This window comes from Vibrio sp. D401a (assembly GCF_030248515.1).
GTDB classification, from domain to species: Bacteria; Pseudomonadota; Gammaproteobacteria; order Enterobacterales; family Vibrionaceae; genus Vibrio; species Vibrio rotiferianus.
In genome coordinates this window covers 17,278-34,951 of sequence record NZ_JAHGAI010000038.1, presented here as the reverse complement: position 1 = coordinate 34,951, position 17,674 = coordinate 17,278, and the positions used below count along the sequence as shown (strand labels likewise).

Sequence of the window (17,674 nt, the reverse complement as noted above, 5' to 3'; positions counted from 1 at the left end):
CATGAATGGCGGACAGATTGGTAATGTAGATTTAGTAAAACAGCTTAACAGCGCTGCGGTATATAGGCTGATTGACCAACAAGGTCCAATCTCCCGTATTCAGGTCGCGGATGTTAGTCAGCTCGCTCCAGCGAGTGTTACCAAAATAACCCGCCAACTTTTAGAGCGCGGCTTAATCAAAGAAGTCGCGCAACAAGCTTCTACCGGCGGTCGACGAGCTATCTCGCTGACCACTGAAGTAAAACCTTTTCACTCCATCGCTGTTCGATTAGGACGAGACTATGTTCAGTTTTGTCTGTATGACCTCGGTGGCACCGCACTAGCAGAAGACCAACACGAACTTCACTACACCAATCAAGCAGACCTCATTGCAGGTTTGGTCGATTTGTTAAAAGAATTTGTGGATCGCTGCCACGATAAGATCGATCAATTAATTGCTATTGGCATTACGCTTCCTGGCTTGGTAAACCCTACCACCGGCGTAGTTGAGTACATGCCAAACACAGATATTGATAACCTAGCCTTGGGTGAGATCATTCGTGAAAAGTTCAATACCGCATGTTTTGTTGGTAACGACGTGCGTGGTATGGCACTGGCTGAACACTACTTTGGTGCGAGCCAAGATTGCCAAGACTCAATCCTTGTCAGTGTTCACCGTGGTACCGGTGCTGGTATCATTGTGAATGGCCAAGTATTCCTCGGCTTTAACCGCAACGTAGGTGAAATTGGTCACATTCAAATCGACCCGCTTGGCGAACAATGCCAATGTGGCAACTTCGGTTGTTTAGAAACCGTAGCGGCAAACCCAGCTATCGTTCAACGAGTGAAAAAGCTGATTGCACAAGGTTACGAATCTAGCCTTACCCAGCTTGAGCACATCACCATTGAAGATGTATGCACGCATGCAATAAACGGTGACGAATTAGCGAAACAAAGCTTAGTCCGCGTGGGCAACCAGTTAGGAAAAGCCATTGCGATTACTGTTAACTTGTTTAACCCACAGAAAATCGTCATTGCCGGCGATATTACTGAAGCAGAAGAAATTGTTTTCCCTGCAATCCAGCGTAATGTTGAAAACCAGTCACTTAAAACATTCCACAATGAGCTGCCTATTGTCGCATCTCTTATTGATAAACAACCGACAATGGGTGCCTTTGCGATGATCAAACGCGCTATGTTGAACGGAGTTTTGTTACAAAAGTTGCTAGAAGACTAAGTTTATACAACCAATTGAGTTACAATCTCGGGCTGTGGTTTCACAGCCCGTTTTTGTATATCAGGAATATAGCTCAACAGTATGGAAATTATTCTAATTACAACGGCGTTTCTCGCCGGCTTCATCGCTCTAAAATGTAACCTCCCCCCTTTGGTCGGCTTCCTACTTGCAGGTTTTGGCCTTCATGCGTTTGGCTACCAAAGTAATGACGTCATTGTCACGCTCGCAGATCTTGGTGTGACCTTGCTGCTTTTCACCATTGGTTTAAAGCTGGATGTAAAAACGCTGCTTTCTAAAGAAATTTGGGGCGGTGCTACAGCGCACAATATTCTCTCGACTCTTTTCTTTGCGCTGGTTCTCGTTGGGCTGAAGTTGCTTGGGCTTTCATCCCTTGCCACCATGGATCACAGTCAGATCCTATTACTTGCCTTTGCGCTCTCTTTCTCTAGTACCGTATTTGCCGTTAAAACTCTACAAGAAAAAGGTGAGATGAATGCTACTTACGGTACGTTAGCAATTGGTATTCTGGTTATGCAGGATATTTTTGCTGTGGTCTTCCTTACGGCTTCTACAGGCAAGATTCCAGAGTGGTACGCCATAGGTTTATTTGCATTACCGCTCCTTCGACCATTGTTCTACAAGCTGCTCGATAAAGTAGGTCACGGTGAAATGCTGGTTCTGTTCGGCATCTTTTTCGCGTTAGTGGTTGGTGCAGGCTTATTTGAACTGGTTGGTATGAAACCAGATTTAGGGGCTTTGATCTTAGGTATGCTACTGGCTGGTCACCGTAAAGCGTCTGAGCTATCAAAATCGCTCTTTAATATGAAAGAGCTATTCTTAGTCTGTTTCTTCCTTAACATCGGTTTATCTGCGTCATTGAGCTTTACAGGTGTTGGCTTAGCTCTGCTATTTATTCTGCTGCTGCCAATCAAGGGCTTGCTCTACTTCCTGACCATCAACCACTTTAAGTTCCGTGTGCGTACTTCATTGCTGACATCGTTATCACTTTTCAACTACAGTGAATTTGGTCTGATTGTTGGTGGCTTGGCCTATAAGATGGGATGGATGCCTAGCGACATGCTGGCTGCAATTGCTGTTGCGGTGTCTATTTCATTCATCATTTCAGCCCCGCTGAACAGACTTGGCCACCAGATTTACCAACATTCTGGCAAGTGGTTGCAAGAAACTGCAGCAGAAAAACTGAACCAACGCGACCAGCTCATCAATCCCGGCCATGCCCAAGTCTTAATTCTTGGTATGGGTCGAATTGGCACTGGTGCTTACGACGAATTACGCGCTCGCTACGGTAAGATTTCGCTCGGCGTAGAAGTTCGTGAAGACGCCGCTCACAAGCATCGCTCTGAAGGCCGCAATGTCATCTCTGGCGATGCGACTGACCCAGATTTCTGGGAGCGTATTTTAGATACAGCAAACGTCAAACTGGTTCTATTGGCGATGCCGCATCACCAAGGTAACCAAACTGCGCTAGAGCAGCTGCAAAGTCGAAACTATAAAGGGCAAATTGCAGCGATTGCCGAATACCCAGATCAACTTGAAGGCTTGCTAGAGACTGGCGTCGATGCCGCATTCAACATCTATAGCGAAGCTGGTAGTGGTTTTGCACGTCATGTTTGCGATCAACTTCAACCTCAATTTACGCCGATGAAATAAGCATCGAGGTGGATATTTTTACCGAGCCCTCTTTCAATAAGAGGGCTTTTTTGTACATTTCTTAAACCAAACCTTGATCTCATTCATTAAAAATAGATAATTTTTAAATAAAATCTAATCAACAAGCCTTTTTATCATTTTTTTAATCACAAAACGTTGCTTTTTTTACTCAGAATGGCAAATTGAATCCATACCGATTAAAAATTGTTTAGTTTAAAAAGGATGTTGTATGTGTTCAGTATTTGGCATTTTAGACATTAAGAGCGATGCAGCGGCATTGCGCCCTATCGCACTTGAGATGTCGAAAAAGCTTCGTCACCGTGGTCCCGACTGGTCTGGTATTTACTCATCAGAGCGCGCAATCCTAGCGCATGAACGTCTGGCGATCGTTGGTCTAAATAGTGGTGCCCAACCGCTATACAGCCCTGATAAAAAACTCATCCTTGCTGTAAACGGTGAAATCTACAACCACAAAGAGATTCGTGCTCGCTACGAAGGCAAGTACGAATTCCAAACCGATTCAGACTGTGAAGTGATCCTAGCGCTATACCAAGACATGGGCGCTGACCTTCTGGAAGAACTAAACGGCATTTTTGCATTCGTACTTTACGATGAAGAAAAAGACGAGTATTTAGTAGGTCGTGACCACATCGGTATCATTCCGCTTTACCAAGGTTACGATGAGCACGGCAACTACTACGTTGCATCAGAAATGAAAGCACTAGTACCCGTGTGTAAAACCGTGAGTGAGTTCCCTCCAGGTTGTCACTACAGCAGTGCAGATGCGGAGCCTCAGCGTTACTACACCCGCGACTGGAACGAATATGCAGCCGTACAAGGCAACAGCACAAGCAAAGAAGAGCTAACTGAAGCGCTAGAAGCAGCAGTAAAGCGTCAGCTCATGACAGACGTGCCATACGGTGTACTTCTTTCTGGTGGTCTAGATTCTTCTATCACATCAGCAGTTGCAAAACGATTTGCAGCGATGCGTATTGAAGACGATGAGAAATCTGAAGCATGGTGGCCACAACTGCACTCATTCGCAGTTGGCCTGGAAGGTGCACCAGACTTGAAAGCCGCTCGTGAAGTTGCAGACCAGATTGGTACGGTTCACCACGAGATGACATACACCATTCAAGAAGGTTTAGATGCGATTCGTGATGTGATTTACCACATTGAAACCTACGACGTAACAACGATTCGCGCTTCAACACCAATGTTCCTAATGGGTCGCAAGATCAAAGCAATGGGCATCAAGATGGTACTGTCAGGTGAAGGCGCAGATGAAATCTTCGGTGGTTACCTATATTTCCACAAAGCGCCAAACGCGAAGGAATTCCACGAAGAGACAGTACGTAAGTTGCTTGCTCTGAACATGTTTGACTGTGCACGTGCTAACAAATCACTAGCAGCATGGGGCGTAGAAGGCCGTGTACCTTTCCTAGACAAAGAGTTTATTGACGTAGCAATGCGCTTGAACCCAGCAGACAAGATGTGTGGCAACGGCAAGATGGAAAAACACATTCTTCGCGAATGTTTTGAGCACTACCTTCCAGAGTCGATCGCATGGCGTCAAAAAGAACAGTTCTCTGATGGTGTAGGCTACAGCTGGATCGATACGCTCAAAGAAGTTGCAGAACAGAAAGTAACGGATCAACAAATGGAAACGGCGCAATTCCGCTTCCCTTACAACACACCAACGACGAAAGAAGGTTATGTGTACCGCGAGATCTTCGAAGAGTTGTTCCCACTGCCATCTGCTGCAGAGTGTGTTCCTGGTGGTCCGTCAGTAGCGTGTTCTTCGGCTAAAGCGATCGAGTGGGATGAGTCGTTCCAAAACTGTGTCGACCCATCGGGTCGTGCAGTACAGACCGTTCACAACGACGCATACTAATCTTATTGAGCTTTTATTAGGGCTGGCTTCCCCAGCCTTGAATACAGGTAAGACAAACACGATCAAAAAGAGGTGCTTTCGCCCCTCTTTTTCTATTTACTAGGGCCTGCTGATCTTTTGAGCTGATTTTTGCAGCACTTTGTGGGAAATTTCTACAAGGCAGAGGCTTTGAAGTGTAGCTAGCCTACACGAGAAGCCGATAACGCTGTAGAAATGAACCACAAAGGCTGCCCGAAGGGTTCGGTTAGAATCGTTTTATACTTCTTGCCGCGCCTAAAACGATTCTGACTAGGCGTCCCCATCCGAACAAAATTTAACCGCGAAAGATCAACAGACCCTAGCATCACAAGTCGAGATCTTTATTCTCAATACTGACAGGTACGCTTTGCGTAATCATTTTCACCAGCATCATTGAACGCTTCTCGCCATCTTTTTCTTGGAAGATCGCTTCTATACCAGCAAACTGACCACTCTTAATACGAATCATGTCTCCTTGCTTTGGCAAGCAACTGGCTGTTACTTGTTCGATTTGATGTTCCGATTCCCTTAGTTCAGAAATCAATGCTCCATCCACTTCTGTGGGTTGTGAGCCAAAGCGAACAAAGTCAATGACACCTCGAGTTGAACGAACTGCCGTAAATGTTGGTCCTTGCTCATAGTCAAACTTAGCAAAAACATAGGAAGGGAAAAGAGGCTCATTAACAACCTGCCTTTTCCCTCGTAAAATCTTTTCGACTTCTACCGTCGGATAGAAACACTCTACCGATTGGTTCTCTAAGTGCAGTTTCGCTCTAGCCTGCTCACCACGCTTACAATAAATCAAATACCAACGTTTCATTTTTTATATTCGCCTACTGCTTTTTTAATTATCGTAGCATTATCAAGAAAACGAGTCATTCCCGATCAAAATCATATACGTAACACCAAAACACATCCACGAAATCAATAACTTAAAACAACCCAACGCCACAAAAGTCTATAACCAAAACTGAAAAGTAAGTTTGTAATACAAACATTACACCGACAAAAACACTGGATTTATGCTCAAAAACAGCAACTTAACAAAGGATTGCTATCGAAACATGAAATTTTATTATTTGTCATCACACAAATTGCAATGTATACGTAGATTTCGTTAAAAAATGTAATAACTACTATTAGAAGAGCTTATGTCAAACCAACATCAATACTTTGGTCACCCACGTGGCTTGTTCTTATTGTTCGGAACTGAACTATGGGAACGCTTTTCTTACTACGCAATGCGCGCCATTCTAGTACTTTACCTGACTGACACAACCATGAACGGTGGTCTTGGCTGGTCGACTAAAGATGCTCTAGATCTTTACGGCATCTATACTGGACTTGTCTACATCACTCCTCTTATCGGTGGCTACCTTGCGGATAACTACTTAGGTCAACGCCGCTCAATTCTGATTGGTGGTGCGTTAATGGCTGTTGGTCAATTCACGCTAGCGATGCCTGCAGATGCTCTAGGTCTTGGTTCTCTTCACACTTTCTACCTAGGTCTTGGACTTCTTATTGCTGGTAACGGCCTGTTTAAGCCAAACATCTCAACGATGGTAGGTGACCTATATCAAGAAGGTGATAACCGTCGTGATGGTGCTTTCACTATTTTCTACATGGGTATCAACATCGGTGCATTGCTTGCTGGCGTTGTATCAGGCTCAGTAACTAACGAATTTGGTTGGAAAGCAGGTTTTGTTGCCGCTGGTATTGGTATGCTTGTCAGCCTTGTTATGCAAATGACATTCGCTCAGTCTTGGCTTGGTGATATCGGCCGTGAACCAGCAGCAAAACGCGATCTAGCAAACAAGAATTCAGAGAAAAAAGAGCCACTAACGAAAGAAGAAGTGGATCGAATCAAAGTTATCCTAGTGATGAGTTTGTTTACTATCGTTTTCTGGGCTGGCTTTGAGCAAGCTGGTGGTCTAATGAACATCTACACGCAGCAATACACGGATCGCATGATCGGTGGCTTTGAAGTTCCAGCAGCGTGGTTCCAATCACTAAACCCATTCTTCATTATCACCCTTGCTCCTGTATTAGCAGTACTTTGGGTAAAACTAGGCAAACGTGAACCAAACTCACCAATGAAATTTGCCTTAGCTATGTTCTTCCTAGCTCTTGGCTTCCTATGCATGGTTGGTGCAGTTATGGAACAAGGCGGTGACACTGCTGTTAAAACATCAATGCTATGGCTAGTGGGCGCATTCTTCTTCCATACCCTTGGTGAACTGTGTCTATCTCCTATCGGTCTATCTCTAGTAACGAAACTAGCTCCGCTACGCCTTGCTTCGCTTATGATGGGTGCATGGTTTGGTTGTAACGCGATTGCAAACTACGTTGCAGGTTACGTAGGCTCTCACGTGGGTGAACTTGGTGCGCTAGCTATCTTCAGCGGCATCGCAGTTACTGCAACAATTTCAGGCGTGATTCTACTGTTGTTCTCTAACACGCTAGTTCGTTGGATGCACGGTGCTGAAAACACGCACAGCACAGCAGAACAAATTGAAGAGCAACAAACTCAAGTTGCTTAATATAAAGTACAAATAAAAACAAAGGGTCGCAATCGCGACCCTTTTTGTTTTCTGACACTCAAACAACGTTGGTGATAGATTTGGATTAAGCTTTACAGCTTAGAACGAACAAGCTCAGTCATCATTTCGATGTGGTCATCGTTGTCGTTCAAACAAGGGATATAGCTAAAGCTCTCGCCACCAGCCTCTAGATAGATTTCACGACACTCTTCAGAGATCTCTTCAAGCGTTTCTAAACAGTCTGCCGAGAAAGCTGGAGTTATAATGTTCAGCTTCTTCTTACCTTGGCCAGGTAGCACTTCTAGGGTCTTATCCGTGTATGGCTGTAGCCACTCTTCGCGACCGAAGCGAGACTGATACGTCATGCCGATCTGCTCTTCATTCAAGCCTAGCGCTTCACCAAGCAAACGTGTCGTCTCTTCACAATGCTTAGGGTAAATATCACCATTATCTGCGTATCGTTTAGGAATACCATGGTAAGAACACAGCAAGTAATCACCTTGGCCATGCTCTGCCCAATGGTCACGCACCGATTGCGCCAATGCAGCGATGTATTGGGGATGGTCGTGGTAATCACGGATAAAGCTAAACTCTGGCATTACAGGCATTTTTTTGAACGCCTTCGTCATACCATCAGAGACGGCGGCCGTCGTTGTGCCTGAGTATTGCGGGTAAAGAGGCAATACAATCACTTCCTCTACCCCCTGAGCCTGCAGCGCTTCAAAGCCTGATTGTAAGCTTGGGTTACCATAAGTCATACCCAACTCAACTGGCATATCGAGGGCAACAGCTAACTTCTGAGCTTGTCGTTTTGAGTACACCATTAAAGGCGAGCCCTCTTCCATCCAGACGGACTGGTACAGCTTGGCAACTTTCGGTGAGCGAATTGGCAAGATGACACCGTGAAGAATTGGACACCAAAGCCAACGCGTCATATCAACGACACGATGATCATGAAGAAACTGACTTAAAAAGCGTTTTACAGCTGGTGCAGTTGGCTCATCAGGCGTACCCAAGTTAACCAATAACACGCCCTGTTTATTATTGTTGTTTTTCATAACATCCTATTCATGGTGATCGGCTTGCTTTGTACGGTGGAACGAACCAGATGGTTCATCGTACTTACAGGCAAAAATAAAAAAGCGACCCAAAGGTCGCTTTTAAATATATCAAAATATTAAATTTTGCCGTTAGCAAATTATGCTAGTGCTTTCTCAATATCTGCGCTTACTTCTGCAACTTGCTTAGTACCATCGAATTTAAGGTACTTAGTGTTACCAGCTTCAGCTTCTTTACCGTAGTAGTTGATAAGTGGCGCTGTTTGCTCGTGGTAAACACCTAGACGTGCACGTACTGTTTCTTCTTTGTCGTCATCACGAACAACTAGGTCTTCACCCGTTACGTCGTCTTTACCTTCCACTTTTGGTGGGTTGTAAACAACATGGTAAGTACGACCTGAAGGAAGGTGAGCACGACGACCAGCCATACGCTCAACAATCACGTCATCCGCTACATCAAATTCAATAACGTAGTCTACGTCAACGCCCATTTCTTTTAGGCCGTCAGCTTGAGGGATAGTGCGAGGGAAACCATCTAGTAGGAAACCTTTTTCGCAATCGTCTTGAGCAATACGCTCTTTGATTAGACCAAGGATGATTTCATCAGAAACTAGCTGACCAGCGTCGATAACAGCTTTAGCTTGTTTACCAAGCTCTGTACCTGCTTTGATAGCAGCACGAAGCATATCACCAGTAGAGATTTGTGGAATACCGTATTTATCCATGATGAAGTTTGCTTGTGTGCCTTTACCTGCACCTGGAGCACCTAGAAGAATGATGCGCATGATTTATCCTCTTTAATATTTAAGATTTATACCGAAGCTCACAATAGCTGGGCTTCCAGGAATCAATCCTGCGAAGCACTGGCAACGATAAGTTTCGGTATAACGTTTAGGCGAGCCAAAATACACGCCTTATTACTCACATTCAAGTGTTGCGATTCTAACACAGGTTAACGATGCAATGAGCAGGTTAAGACTAAAGAATGTTAGCAATGCCTGCTTTCTTGTCTTATTGATTACTAACTCAACACTTAAAGTGTGAATCTATGCGGTAGCAAACAAAAAGCCCGCATTTTGCGAGCTTTTTGCTGATATTTGACTATTAAACCTTAGTCAAAAGCTTGTTGATGGCACCGACAAATTGCGTTGGATCTTCCATCGAACCTCGCTCTGCCAGCATTGCTTGGCCTAGTAACACTTCTACCCAACGTCCGAATGCTTCTTCATCTGCTTCGTCCGCCATACGCTTCACTAGCTCATGCTCTGGGTTAATTTCGAAGATGTACTTAACTTCAGGTACCGCTTGACCGGCGGCTTCGAGAAGCTTCGCCATCTGCGTGCCCATTTCGAAATCATCCGTCACGACAACCGCTGGCGTAGTAGCAAGTTTGAAAGTCGTACGAACTTCTTTCACTCGGTCGCCTAGGTAAGACTGGGTGCGCTCAACAACAGACTTAAACTCTTCTTCAGTTTCTTTCTGCTTTTCTTTTTCCGCTTCGTCTTCAAACTTACTTAGGTCTAAGCCTGCTTTAGTAATCGACTGGAACTGCTTACCATCAAACTCAGTCAGGTAGTTCATCAGCCACTCATCAATGCGGTCAAACATCAAAATAACTTCGATGCCTTTCGCTTTGAACTGCTCTAGGTGCGGGCTGTTCTTCGCGGCTGCGTAGCTGTCTGCCGTTAGATAGTAAATCTTATCTTGGCCTTCTTTCATGCGTTCAATGTAAGAAGCAAGTCCGACAGTTTGCTCAGCAGAATCCACTTCAGTAGAAGCAAAGCGCAATAGACCGGCAACTTTCTCTTTGTTTGCCATGTCTTCTGCAACGCCTTCCTTCATCACAAGGCCGAACTCTTTCCAGAATGATTGGTATTTAGCTTCATCATTCTTCGCCATGCGCTCTAGCATAGTAAGCACACGCTTAGTACAAGCATTACGTAGCGATTGAGTAACTTTATTGTCTTGTAGGATTTCACGCGATACGTTCAAAGGCAGATCGTTGGAATCAATCAAACCACGAATAAAGCGCAAGTAAGAAGGCATAAATTGCTCTGCATCATCCATGATGAACACACGCTGCACGTACAGCTTCAGACCCGATTTATGGTCACGATTCATCATATCCCATGGTGCTTTTGCCGGGATGTAAAGCAGGCTGGTGTAGTCGTTCTTACCTTCTACACGGTTGTGGCTCCAAGCAAGAGGATCAGCAAAGTCATGAGAAACGTGCTTGTAGAACTCTTGGTACTCTTCTTCAGAGATATCTGATTTATTGCGAGTCCAAAGCGCTTGAGCTTTGTTGATTTGCTCCCACTTCTTCTCACCAGTTTCTTTACCTTCGTCATCACGAACCGCAGTTTGGATAGAAACAGGGATACCGATATGATCAGAGTATTTGCTGATCACATCACGCAGACGCCATTCGTTTAGGAATTCTTTACCTTCTTCACGCATGTGTAGCACGATATCCGTACCACGAGTGTCTTTGGTGATAGTCTCGATGGTGTAATCACCTTCACCTGCAGAATGCCATTGAACCGCTTCGTCAACCGCTAGGCCCGCAGCACGAGTGCGAACAGTTACCGCATCAGCAACGATGAACGCCGAGTAGAAACCAACACCAAATTGACCAATTAGCTGAGAGTCTTTACTCTGCTCATCAGATAATTTTGAGAAAAATTCTGCCGTCCCTGATTTTGCGATCGTACCTAAGTGTTCAATCACATCATCACGGCTCATACCGATGCCGTTATCAGAGATGGTTAATGTGTTCGCGCTTTCATCAAACGCAAGCTTGACACCAAGGTCTGCATTGCCCTCAAACAAGTCTGGGTTAGATAGCGCTTGAAAACGCAGTTTATCCGATGCATCAGACGCATTTGAGATCAATTCGCGCAGGAAAATCTCTTTATTCGAATAAAGAGAATGAATCATAAGGTGAAGTAGCTGTTTTACTTCAGATTGAAAGCCACGAGTTTCTTTGTTTTGAGATACGGTCTCGCTCATGTTTGCTCCATATATCTAAATTAACGGCCATAACTGGCGTAGCCTGAGAGGCATTTAATCATTCAATGCCAACGTGAGATGCTATTTAACATGTGGCTGACAAATGTAAATTCAAGGTCAATATTGGTAAAAACGGTGTTTTTTTAGAAAAATTTGTTTATCCTTGATGCATAAAACCTTCTAAAATTCACTATTTTGATCTTGTTATTGCAGAATAAATGCGATGCAAATCACCACTATTACAAAATCATCCATCTAAGAAGAACTAAATGACTAACATCGGCACCAAATTCCTACTTGCTCAAAGGTTTATCTTTGACCCAAATAGCAATTCTCTCGCTGACCAACAAAGTGGCAATGAAGTTGTTCGCTTAGGAAGCAATGAAAGTCGAATTCTGCTTATGCTTTCAGAGAGACCAAATGAAGTATTAACCCGCCATGAGCTCCATGAGTTTGTTTGGCGAGATCAAGGCTTTGAGGTGGATGACTCAAGCCTAACTCAAGCGATTTCTACATTGCGCAAAATGTTGAAGGACTCAACAAAATCCCCCGAGTTTGTAAAAACGGTACCTAAACGCGGCTATCAGTTGATTTGTAGTGTCGAAAGAATGAGCACTCCAACCTCAGAGCCAAATGCCGAGCTTGAAGATATCGACGCTGAAGAAAGCACTTTTGAAAGTGTTACCGAAGAGATTCAAGCGCAACCGCAGGCTGAAGACTCTGTATCAACAGATCCAAGCTCAGTAAGCGACAACGCAACACCACTTTCAGCGGCAAAAGTAAGTTCAAAAAACAACTGGTTCACGCGTGCCATTTTATTCGTTGCTGTACTGCTGCCAATCATCGTCTTTACCCTCACTAAACCAGCTGAATCTCAATTTCGCCAAATTGCAGAGTTTAGCGGTGTACCCGTTATGACTCCGGCAAACCACCCTCAATTGATGCAGTGGATGCCTTCCATCGAGCAATGTGTTGCTCGATACGTAGAAAATCATACAAACGATGTAATGCCAGTGAAAGTTATCGCTACTGGAGGTCAAGGTAATAAGCTTGTATTGAACTACATTCACGATACGGACCATTCATATGAAAATGTGACATTGCGTATTTTTGCTGGTCAAAACGACCCAACTGACATCTGCAAATAATAGGAGGCATGATGAAAATTAAACTCGCTATTGCGGTGTTAGCCGTGTCTGCATTATTTAGTAGCTGGCTTTATTGGGGCAGTGACCTAAAAGTAGAACAAGTTCTGACTTCTAATGAGTGGCAATCCACTATGGTTACCGTCATTACAGATAATTTACCGGATGACACAGTAGGTCCATTACGCCGTGTCAACGTTGAATCGAACGTCAAATACTTACCTAACGGCGATTACATTCGCGTAGCAAATATTAAGTTGTTTGCTCAGGGTTCATCTGCTGAGTCCACGATCAACATTTCAGAACGAGGACGCTGGGAAGTAAGTGACAATTACCTCTTAGTCACCCCATCAGAGTTCAAGGATATCTCGTCATCTCAGTCAAAGGATTTTACTGACGAACAGCTGAGCTTAATTACGCAGATTTTCCGACTGGATGCCGAGCAAAGCCGTCGCATCGACGTGGTTAACGAAAAAACGTTACTACTGACTAGCTTGAACCACGGTTCTACGGTACTGTTTAGAAACTGATTTTGATTCAATGATAAGGGGCCAAGATGGCCCCTTTCTTTCACGCATGGATTGGCTAGATACTCTCACTCTCTTCTTCGGTTCCCTTGTTGCAAATACACTCGCTTCCCTCTCTGGTGGCGGTGCTGGCTTATTGCAATTTCCGCTATTGATCTTTCTCGGCTTGCCCTTTTCTGTCGCACTTGGTACACACAAAGTGGCTTCAGTGGCACTTGGACTAGGTGCGGCAAGCACACACCTCAAAGCGGGCACAATAAAACCGAAAGTCGCACTTTATCTGATTCTAGTCGGCAGCATTGGTGTCGTGATTGGTGCGAATCTGATTGTCCAAATACCTGACAATATCGCTGAGAAAATGCTTGGTGCGATGATCCTTGCTCTTGGCATCTATTCCCGCTTTAAAAAAGAACTTGGCCAAGTCGAGCTTGCTACCCACCGAGATACATTGGGCTGGATCTTGGGCGGATTGGGGTTGATGTTAATAGGCATAGTCAATGGTTCTCTGACCGCAGGTTCAGGTCTCCTTGTGACGCTGTTCCTCGTGCGTTGGTTTGGGTACGACTACAAGCAAGCAGTGGCTTACACCATGATTTGTGTCGGTCTGTTTTGGAATGGTATTGGTGGTGTTGCCATCGTACACGCAGGCGCTCCGATTCATTGGGCATGGCTACCCGTGCTGTTATTGAGTTCATTTTTAGGTGGCAGTTTAGGTGCGTGGGCAGCAACTCGATACAGCAATCGCGTTATCAAGATTGCGTTTGAGATCCTCACCTTTGCTGTCGGCATCAAACTGCTACTTTAGTCTTTAGAGAAAGGAAATAAGAAATGGATAAAGCCATCATAGACATTTACTACTGTCGCCAGTGCAATTGGATGTTGCGCTCTACTTGGCTATCGCAAGAGCTACTTCATACTTTCAGTGAAGAGATTGAAACCATCAGCTTGCATCCGGACACAGGTGGCCGTTTTGAGATTTTTTGCAACGGCACGCAAATTTGGGAGCGTAAAAAAGACGGCGGTTTTCCTGAGGCTAAAGTCCTTAAACAACGAGTAAGAGACATCATCGACCCAGAGCGTGATTTAGGCCATTCAGATACAAAATAGGGAGCCAATGGCTCCCTATTATTTAATATCTGATGTGCTCTATGACTCGTTGATTAAATCGTTGTTTGAGCTAGCACTGCACCTTCCGGCGTTTGCACGGTTAGTGTGTTACCTTCCATCAAACCATAGCTGCGCGGCAAACCGTTTCGAGGAAATGTCATCGAGCCAGGGTTAAAAATAACAGCCCCGTCTTGTTCCTCTGCCACTGGTATATGAGTATGGCCGTGAGCAATAATGTCTCCCTCACGCAATGGTGGACGCTTACCACTATGATACAAGTGACCATGAGTTAAGAAAATGCGCTTGCCGGATTCTAAAAGGATCCACGCATAGTCTGTCATCATTGGAAAGTTCAATAGCATCTGGTCAACTTCACTGTCACAGTTACCACGTACCGAAATAATCTGTTCACTGTATTGATTCAGAAGCTCTGCCACTTGTGGCGGATTGTAGCCTTCTGGCACTGGGTTTCTCGGCCCGTGATTGAGCGTATCTCCAAGTAAGATCAAGTGCTCTGCACCTGAGGCTAAATACAGTTTGATGGTTTCTTCTGTTGCTGGCAAAGAACCGTGCAAATCTGAGGCAAAAAATAGTTTCACGACATCGTCTCCTCAAAAAGAATGACGCCATTCTACGGCTTTCTTATATAACCTCAACAGCGATTCAGCTTCAGTACGGATTCAACTACTGCTGACGAGCAAACTCAATCATCATAGGCAAAAGGTAAAACCAGAAGGCATAACCAAAACCAATCAATGCAGCTAGCCATAGTGTCATCGACAGAAACTTAGATTTAGCCAAATGATTTAGAGGATCTGGCTCTCCACACCCCGGGCAACTGTGTGCTCGTTTTGAAATCTGTCTTTCGCAGACAGGACAGGCAACTAAAGGCATTCACTATTTCCTTAAAATTCTACTCTTTGCAAAAGGATAAAATGCATACTTCGGTTATGCAAAGGGATTTATAGCTGAAATAATGCTGTTCACTCCCAGTCGCTTGAATGAGATTAATGATCAGCTATTCCCCTTTCGCCATCCCATTCATGACAATGTTATTGTAACTAACCATGCCAATGACTTGGCCATTTTCAATCACTGGTGCCCGACTAATACCAAAACGCTCAAATAACCGCGCACAATATTTTACGTTCATGTTAGGGTCGACTGTCAGCGCTGGTTTAGTCATGATTTCGTAGATATTGGTTCTTTGAGGAGATCGATCAACGGCAAGCACTTTTTTTGCAATGTCGTTCATCAGCACAATACCAAACTCATCATCTTGATTGCGTTTCTGGACGACTAATGCTTTGACCTGATGTTTTCGAGCCAGACCGATACCTTCATGAACCGTCATAAGTCCATCAACGATAACGTAGGTAGATGCCATCACATCTCTAATACGAATGATTTCTTGATTACTCATAGCTCATCCTCAACAACCTTTGCTAATGTCTCGACTTGGTGCGCAACACCCACTGCGTCTTCCACATCGATTTGTACCGCGATTCCCTGACCGGATTCTTGGTCAAACTCTCCGACCTCACTGATCGTTTCTAATATATGCCGCGAAAGATGCTCTTCAACGACAAATAGCAACACATCTTTCTGTACTTCAAGAGTGAGACCAAAGAAGGTACGTTTTTGATTTAAACCTTGCCCTCGGGCGTTATTGATGACCGTCGCCCCGGTTGCACCTGCTTCGCGAGCGGCATCCAACACTGTGTCGGTTTTGCTATCCTCCACAAAGGCCAGAATTAATTTAAAGCGCATTTTCTTTCTCCTCCGCGGTATCTTTATTCAACCACTGGGTTATTTGGGCATAGCCCATCACAGAAATCATAGGAAATAGACTGGCAAAAGCGATTAAGCCAAAACCATCAATCATCGGGTTTCGTCCAGGTACAGTAGACGCAAGCCCTAATCCCAAAGCCGTAACCAATGGGACAGTGACCGTCGATGTCGTCACCCCTCCCGAGTCATATGCCAAGGGAATGATTAACTTTGGTGCATATAGTGTTTGAATAACCACCACTATATAACCCGCTATGATGTAATAATGAATAGGATCACCCACTACAATTCGATAGCTACCTAAAGCAATACCAATGGCCACCCCTAACGCAACCGCAATTCTGAGTCCGTTAACACTAATACTTCCCCCAGACACTTGATTTGCCTTGATGGCAACAGCGATAAGCGAAGGTTCAGCTATCGTAGTACTAAAGCCAATACAAAACGCGAATAGGTACACCCAATAATAGTCAACCCAACTCAGAGCTTTACCCAGTGAGACTTTAAATTCGATCAAAAAGTCAGGAGCTGTTAGCTGCATCGCCATTGTTTCACCTAATGGAAACAACGCCATTTCGAGCCCGATTAAAAAAAGAGATAATCCTAAAATAACGTAGAAGAAGCCAAGTATGACTTTAGAGAGGTTGGTAACAGGACGTCTCAATACCGCAAGTTGGAAACCAAAAATAATGGTCGCGATAGGCACTACATCACGGACGGTGGAAAGAAAAGTATCCGAAAACTGAGCAAATGAGATCATGCCACCACCATCCCATAAACCATCACAAACATCATCGGTAGAAGAGAGGCAAAAGCAATCAGCCCAAAACCATCAATCATCGGATTACGACCTTTGATCGCAGAAGCAAGCCCTACTCCCAAAGCGGTTACCAAAGGTACGGTAATAGTAGAGGTTGTAACGCCGCCAGAATCATAAGCAATACTAATAATATTCTCTGGAGCAAACCCGGTTAGAATAACAACACCGATATACCCACCAATAATCATATACTGAATTGGCCAACCTTTAAGAATGCGTAGAACACCGAGCACGATTGCAATCCCTACCGACAATGCAACTGTGAGACGTAAGCCATCCGCGTATTCTTCCATCGCTTCTTCGGTATTGAGTATCATCCCGCCCTCAGCTGCCACTTCTGAAGCTTCATCAGCAACAGCAGTCAGAGCTGGCTCTGCGATGGTTGTTCCAAAGCCAAGACAAAAAGCAAAAATAAGCAACCAGAATACGCTGCCTTTTCTGGCAAAAGCCTGCGCCATGCTTTCTCCAATCGGAAACAACCCCATTTCCAACCCAAAAATAAAAAACGTCAGGCCAAGAACAACCAGCAATAAACCAAAAAGAATTGGAGCGATGTTGGGTAGCGGCTCTTGTAAAACAACCAGTTGGAAAAAAGTAATCACAACAACAATAGGAAGTAAGTCCCTTGCGCTGCTTAGACAGGCGCGAAATAGTGCCAACAATGCTGCCATTCAATTCCCTTTTTTGTATGTGCTTTTTTAGAATGACATAGTTTTGAACAAGCGAGTGTGAGCAACATTCCGACATAAATAACATTTGGTTACATATGTTAAAAATGTGAACTAAGTGGGAGGGCAATGACTTAAATTGGGAATGTGCCAATGTATCAACATCAATTGAACACATCACTGATCATCTCAGTCAAAAAAGACTATAAT

18 protein-coding genes are annotated in these 17,674 nt (G+C 44.4%); 8 read left to right on the top strand and 10 right to left on the bottom strand.

Going from position 1 to position 17,674, the window contains the following annotated elements; translation table 11 throughout:
* Position 1 precedes the first annotated feature (1 nt).
* From KIV41_RS16420 to asnB, 3 genes are all read left to right on the top strand, one after another.
* On the top strand, positions 2–1,216 hold the full coding sequence (locus KIV41_RS16420) for an ROK family protein (RefSeq protein WP_010446789.1): 1,215 nt from the start codon (positions 2–4) through the stop codon (positions 1,214–1,216).
* A gap of 81 nt (positions 1,217–1,297) precedes the next feature.
* On the top strand, positions 1,298–2,887 hold the full coding sequence (locus tag KIV41_RS16415; RefSeq protein WP_138956011.1) for a cation:proton antiporter family protein: 1,590 nt from the start codon (positions 1,298–1,300) through the stop codon (positions 2,885–2,887).
* A gap of 229 nt (positions 2,888–3,116) precedes the next feature.
* Positions 3,117–4,781 (top strand): asparagine synthase B, encoded by a 1,665-nt coding sequence (asnB, locus tag KIV41_RS16410; protein WP_010446787.1) that lies wholly within the window; start codon positions 3,117–3,119, stop codon positions 4,779–4,781.
* A gap of 343 nt (positions 4,782–5,124) precedes the next feature.
* On the opposite strand, the gene rfaH is transcribed toward asnB, so the two are convergent.
* Positions 5,125–5,619, bottom strand: a complete 495-nt coding sequence (rfaH, locus tag KIV41_RS16405) for a transcription/translation regulatory transformer protein RfaH (protein ID WP_010446786.1) — start codon at positions 5,617–5,619, stop codon at positions 5,125–5,127.
* 331 nt (positions 5,620–5,950) lie between these two features.
* Here rfaH and KIV41_RS16400 point away from each other — a divergent pair, with 331 nt between their 5' ends.
* Positions 5,951–7,339, top strand: coding sequence for a peptide MFS transporter (locus KIV41_RS16400; RefSeq protein ID WP_010446785.1), 1,389 nt, complete (start codon positions 5,951–5,953; stop codon positions 7,337–7,339).
* A 92-nt stretch (positions 7,340–7,431) separates the two neighbouring features.
* On the opposite strand, the gene hemH is transcribed toward KIV41_RS16400, so the two are convergent.
* From hemH to htpG, 3 genes are all read right to left on the bottom strand, one after another.
* Positions 7,432–8,397 (bottom strand): ferrochelatase, encoded by a 966-nt coding sequence (gene hemH, locus KIV41_RS16395; RefSeq protein WP_285337027.1) that lies wholly within the window; start codon positions 8,395–8,397, stop codon positions 7,432–7,434.
* 140 nt (positions 8,398–8,537) lie between these two features.
* Complete coding sequence (gene adk, locus KIV41_RS16390; RefSeq protein ID WP_005425498.1) at positions 8,538–9,182, bottom strand: adenylate kinase; 645 nt, start codon at positions 9,180–9,182, stop codon at positions 8,538–8,540.
* 319 nt (positions 9,183–9,501) lie between these two features.
* Positions 9,502–11,406 carry a molecular chaperone HtpG gene (gene htpG / locus KIV41_RS16385; RefSeq protein WP_252041693.1) on the bottom strand — a complete coding sequence of 635 codons (1,905 nt, stop codon included), beginning with the start codon at positions 11,404–11,406 and terminating at the stop codon, positions 9,502–9,504.
* A gap of 269 nt (positions 11,407–11,675) precedes the next feature.
* On the opposite strand from htpG, the gene KIV41_RS16380 reads away from it, so the two are divergent.
* The 4 genes from KIV41_RS16380 to KIV41_RS16365 are packed head-to-tail and all read left to right on the top strand — an operon-like array spanning position 11,676 to position 14,185.
* A complete protein-coding gene (locus tag KIV41_RS16380; protein ID WP_071235567.1) occupies positions 11,676–12,554 on the top strand; it encodes a transcriptional regulator in 879 nt (292 codons plus the stop codon).
* An 11-nt stretch (positions 12,555–12,565) separates the two neighbouring features.
* Complete coding sequence (locus tag KIV41_RS16375; RefSeq protein WP_010446781.1) at positions 12,566–13,081, top strand: regulatory protein ToxS; 516 nt, start codon at positions 12,566–12,568, stop codon at positions 13,079–13,081.
* 46 nt (positions 13,082–13,127) lie between these two features.
* Positions 13,128–13,883 carry a sulfite exporter TauE/SafE family protein gene (locus KIV41_RS16370; protein WP_285337026.1) on the top strand — a complete coding sequence of 252 codons (756 nt, stop codon included), beginning with the start codon at positions 13,128–13,130 and terminating at the stop codon, positions 13,881–13,883.
* Positions 13,884–13,906: 23 nt separating this feature from the next.
* Positions 13,907–14,185 carry a SelT/SelW/SelH family protein gene (locus KIV41_RS16365; protein ID WP_045399025.1) on the top strand — a complete coding sequence of 93 codons (279 nt, stop codon included), beginning with the start codon at positions 13,907–13,909 and terminating at the stop codon, positions 14,183–14,185.
* Between the two features lie 53 nt (positions 14,186–14,238).
* Here KIV41_RS16365 and yfcE read toward each other — a convergent pair whose 3' ends face one another.
* The 6 genes from yfcE to KIV41_RS16335 form a co-directional block, all read right to left on the bottom strand.
* Positions 14,239–14,784 (bottom strand): phosphodiesterase, encoded by a 546-nt coding sequence (gene yfcE, locus KIV41_RS16360; protein ID WP_038885303.1) that lies wholly within the window; start codon positions 14,782–14,784, stop codon positions 14,239–14,241.
* An 85-nt stretch (positions 14,785–14,869) separates the two neighbouring features.
* On the bottom strand, positions 14,870–15,079 hold the full coding sequence (locus KIV41_RS16355; protein ID WP_010446774.1) for a hypothetical protein: 210 nt from the start codon (positions 15,077–15,079) through the stop codon (positions 14,870–14,872).
* Between the two features lie 124 nt (positions 15,080–15,203).
* The gene (locus KIV41_RS16350) at positions 15,204–15,608 is read right to left on the bottom strand and encodes a CBS domain-containing protein (protein ID WP_010446771.1); all 405 of its coding nucleotides are present in this window, start codon (positions 15,606–15,608) and stop codon (positions 15,204–15,206) included.
* The gene (locus KIV41_RS16345) at positions 15,605–15,955 is read right to left on the bottom strand and encodes a P-II family nitrogen regulator (RefSeq protein WP_010446770.1); all 351 of its coding nucleotides are present in this window, start codon (positions 15,953–15,955) and stop codon (positions 15,605–15,607) included. Before KIV41_RS16345 ends, KIV41_RS16350 begins: the two co-directional genes overlap by 4 nt.
* Positions 15,945–16,736 (bottom strand): DUF1538 domain-containing protein, encoded by a 792-nt coding sequence (locus tag KIV41_RS16340; RefSeq protein WP_010446768.1) that lies wholly within the window; start codon positions 16,734–16,736, stop codon positions 15,945–15,947. Before KIV41_RS16340 ends, KIV41_RS16345 begins: the two co-directional genes overlap by 11 nt.
* Entirely contained in the window at positions 16,733–17,467 is a 735-nt protein-coding gene (locus KIV41_RS16335; protein WP_285337025.1) for a DUF1538 domain-containing protein, read from the bottom strand. Before KIV41_RS16335 ends, KIV41_RS16340 begins: the two co-directional genes overlap by 4 nt.
* Positions 17,468–17,674 lie beyond the last annotated feature (207 nt).

Coding starts and splice junctions, on each gene's coding strand:
- adk (WP_005425498.1), bottom strand. CDS start 9,182: ATGCGCATCATTCTTCTAGGTGCTCCAGGTGCAGGTAAAGGCACACAA.
- KIV41_RS16420 (WP_010446789.1), top strand. CDS start 2: ATGAATGGCGGACAGATTGGTAATGTAGATTTAGTAAAACAGCTTAAC.
- KIV41_RS16355 (WP_010446774.1), bottom strand. CDS start 15,079: ATGCCTTTAGTTGCCTGTCCTGTCTGCGAAAGACAGATTTCAAAACGA.
- KIV41_RS16415 (WP_138956011.1), top strand. CDS start 1,298: ATGGAAATTATTCTAATTACAACGGCGTTTCTCGCCGGCTTCATCGCT.
- htpG (WP_252041693.1), bottom strand. CDS start 11,406: ATGAGCGAGACCGTATCTCAAAACAAAGAAACTCGTGGCTTTCAATCT.
- KIV41_RS16375 (WP_010446781.1), top strand. CDS start 12,566: ATGAAAATTAAACTCGCTATTGCGGTGTTAGCCGTGTCTGCATTATTT.
- KIV41_RS16365 (WP_045399025.1), top strand. CDS start 13,907: ATGGATAAAGCCATCATAGACATTTACTACTGTCGCCAGTGCAATTGG.
- KIV41_RS16380 (WP_071235567.1), top strand. CDS start 11,676: ATGACTAACATCGGCACCAAATTCCTACTTGCTCAAAGGTTTATCTTT.
- rfaH (WP_010446786.1), bottom strand. CDS start 5,619: ATGAAACGTTGGTATTTGATTTATTGTAAGCGTGGTGAGCAGGCTAGA.
- KIV41_RS16350 (WP_010446771.1), bottom strand. CDS start 15,608: ATGAGTAATCAAGAAATCATTCGTATTAGAGATGTGATGGCATCTACC.
- KIV41_RS16345 (WP_010446770.1), bottom strand. CDS start 15,955: ATGCGCTTTAAATTAATTCTGGCCTTTGTGGAGGATAGCAAAACCGAC.
- KIV41_RS16335 (WP_285337025.1), bottom strand. CDS start 17,467: ATGGCAGCATTGTTGGCACTATTTCGCGCCTGTCTAAGCAGCGCAAGG.
- hemH (WP_285337027.1), bottom strand. CDS start 8,397: ATGAAAAACAACAATAATAAACAGGGCGTGTTATTGGTTAACTTGGGT.
- KIV41_RS16400 (WP_010446785.1), top strand. CDS start 5,951: ATGTCAAACCAACATCAATACTTTGGTCACCCACGTGGCTTGTTCTTA.
- KIV41_RS16340 (WP_010446768.1), bottom strand. CDS start 16,736: ATGATCTCATTTGCTCAGTTTTCGGATACTTTTCTTTCCACCGTCCGT.
- asnB (WP_010446787.1), top strand. CDS start 3,117: ATGTGTTCAGTATTTGGCATTTTAGACATTAAGAGCGATGCAGCGGCA.
- KIV41_RS16370 (WP_285337026.1), top strand. CDS start 13,128: ATGGATTGGCTAGATACTCTCACTCTCTTCTTCGGTTCCCTTGTTGCA.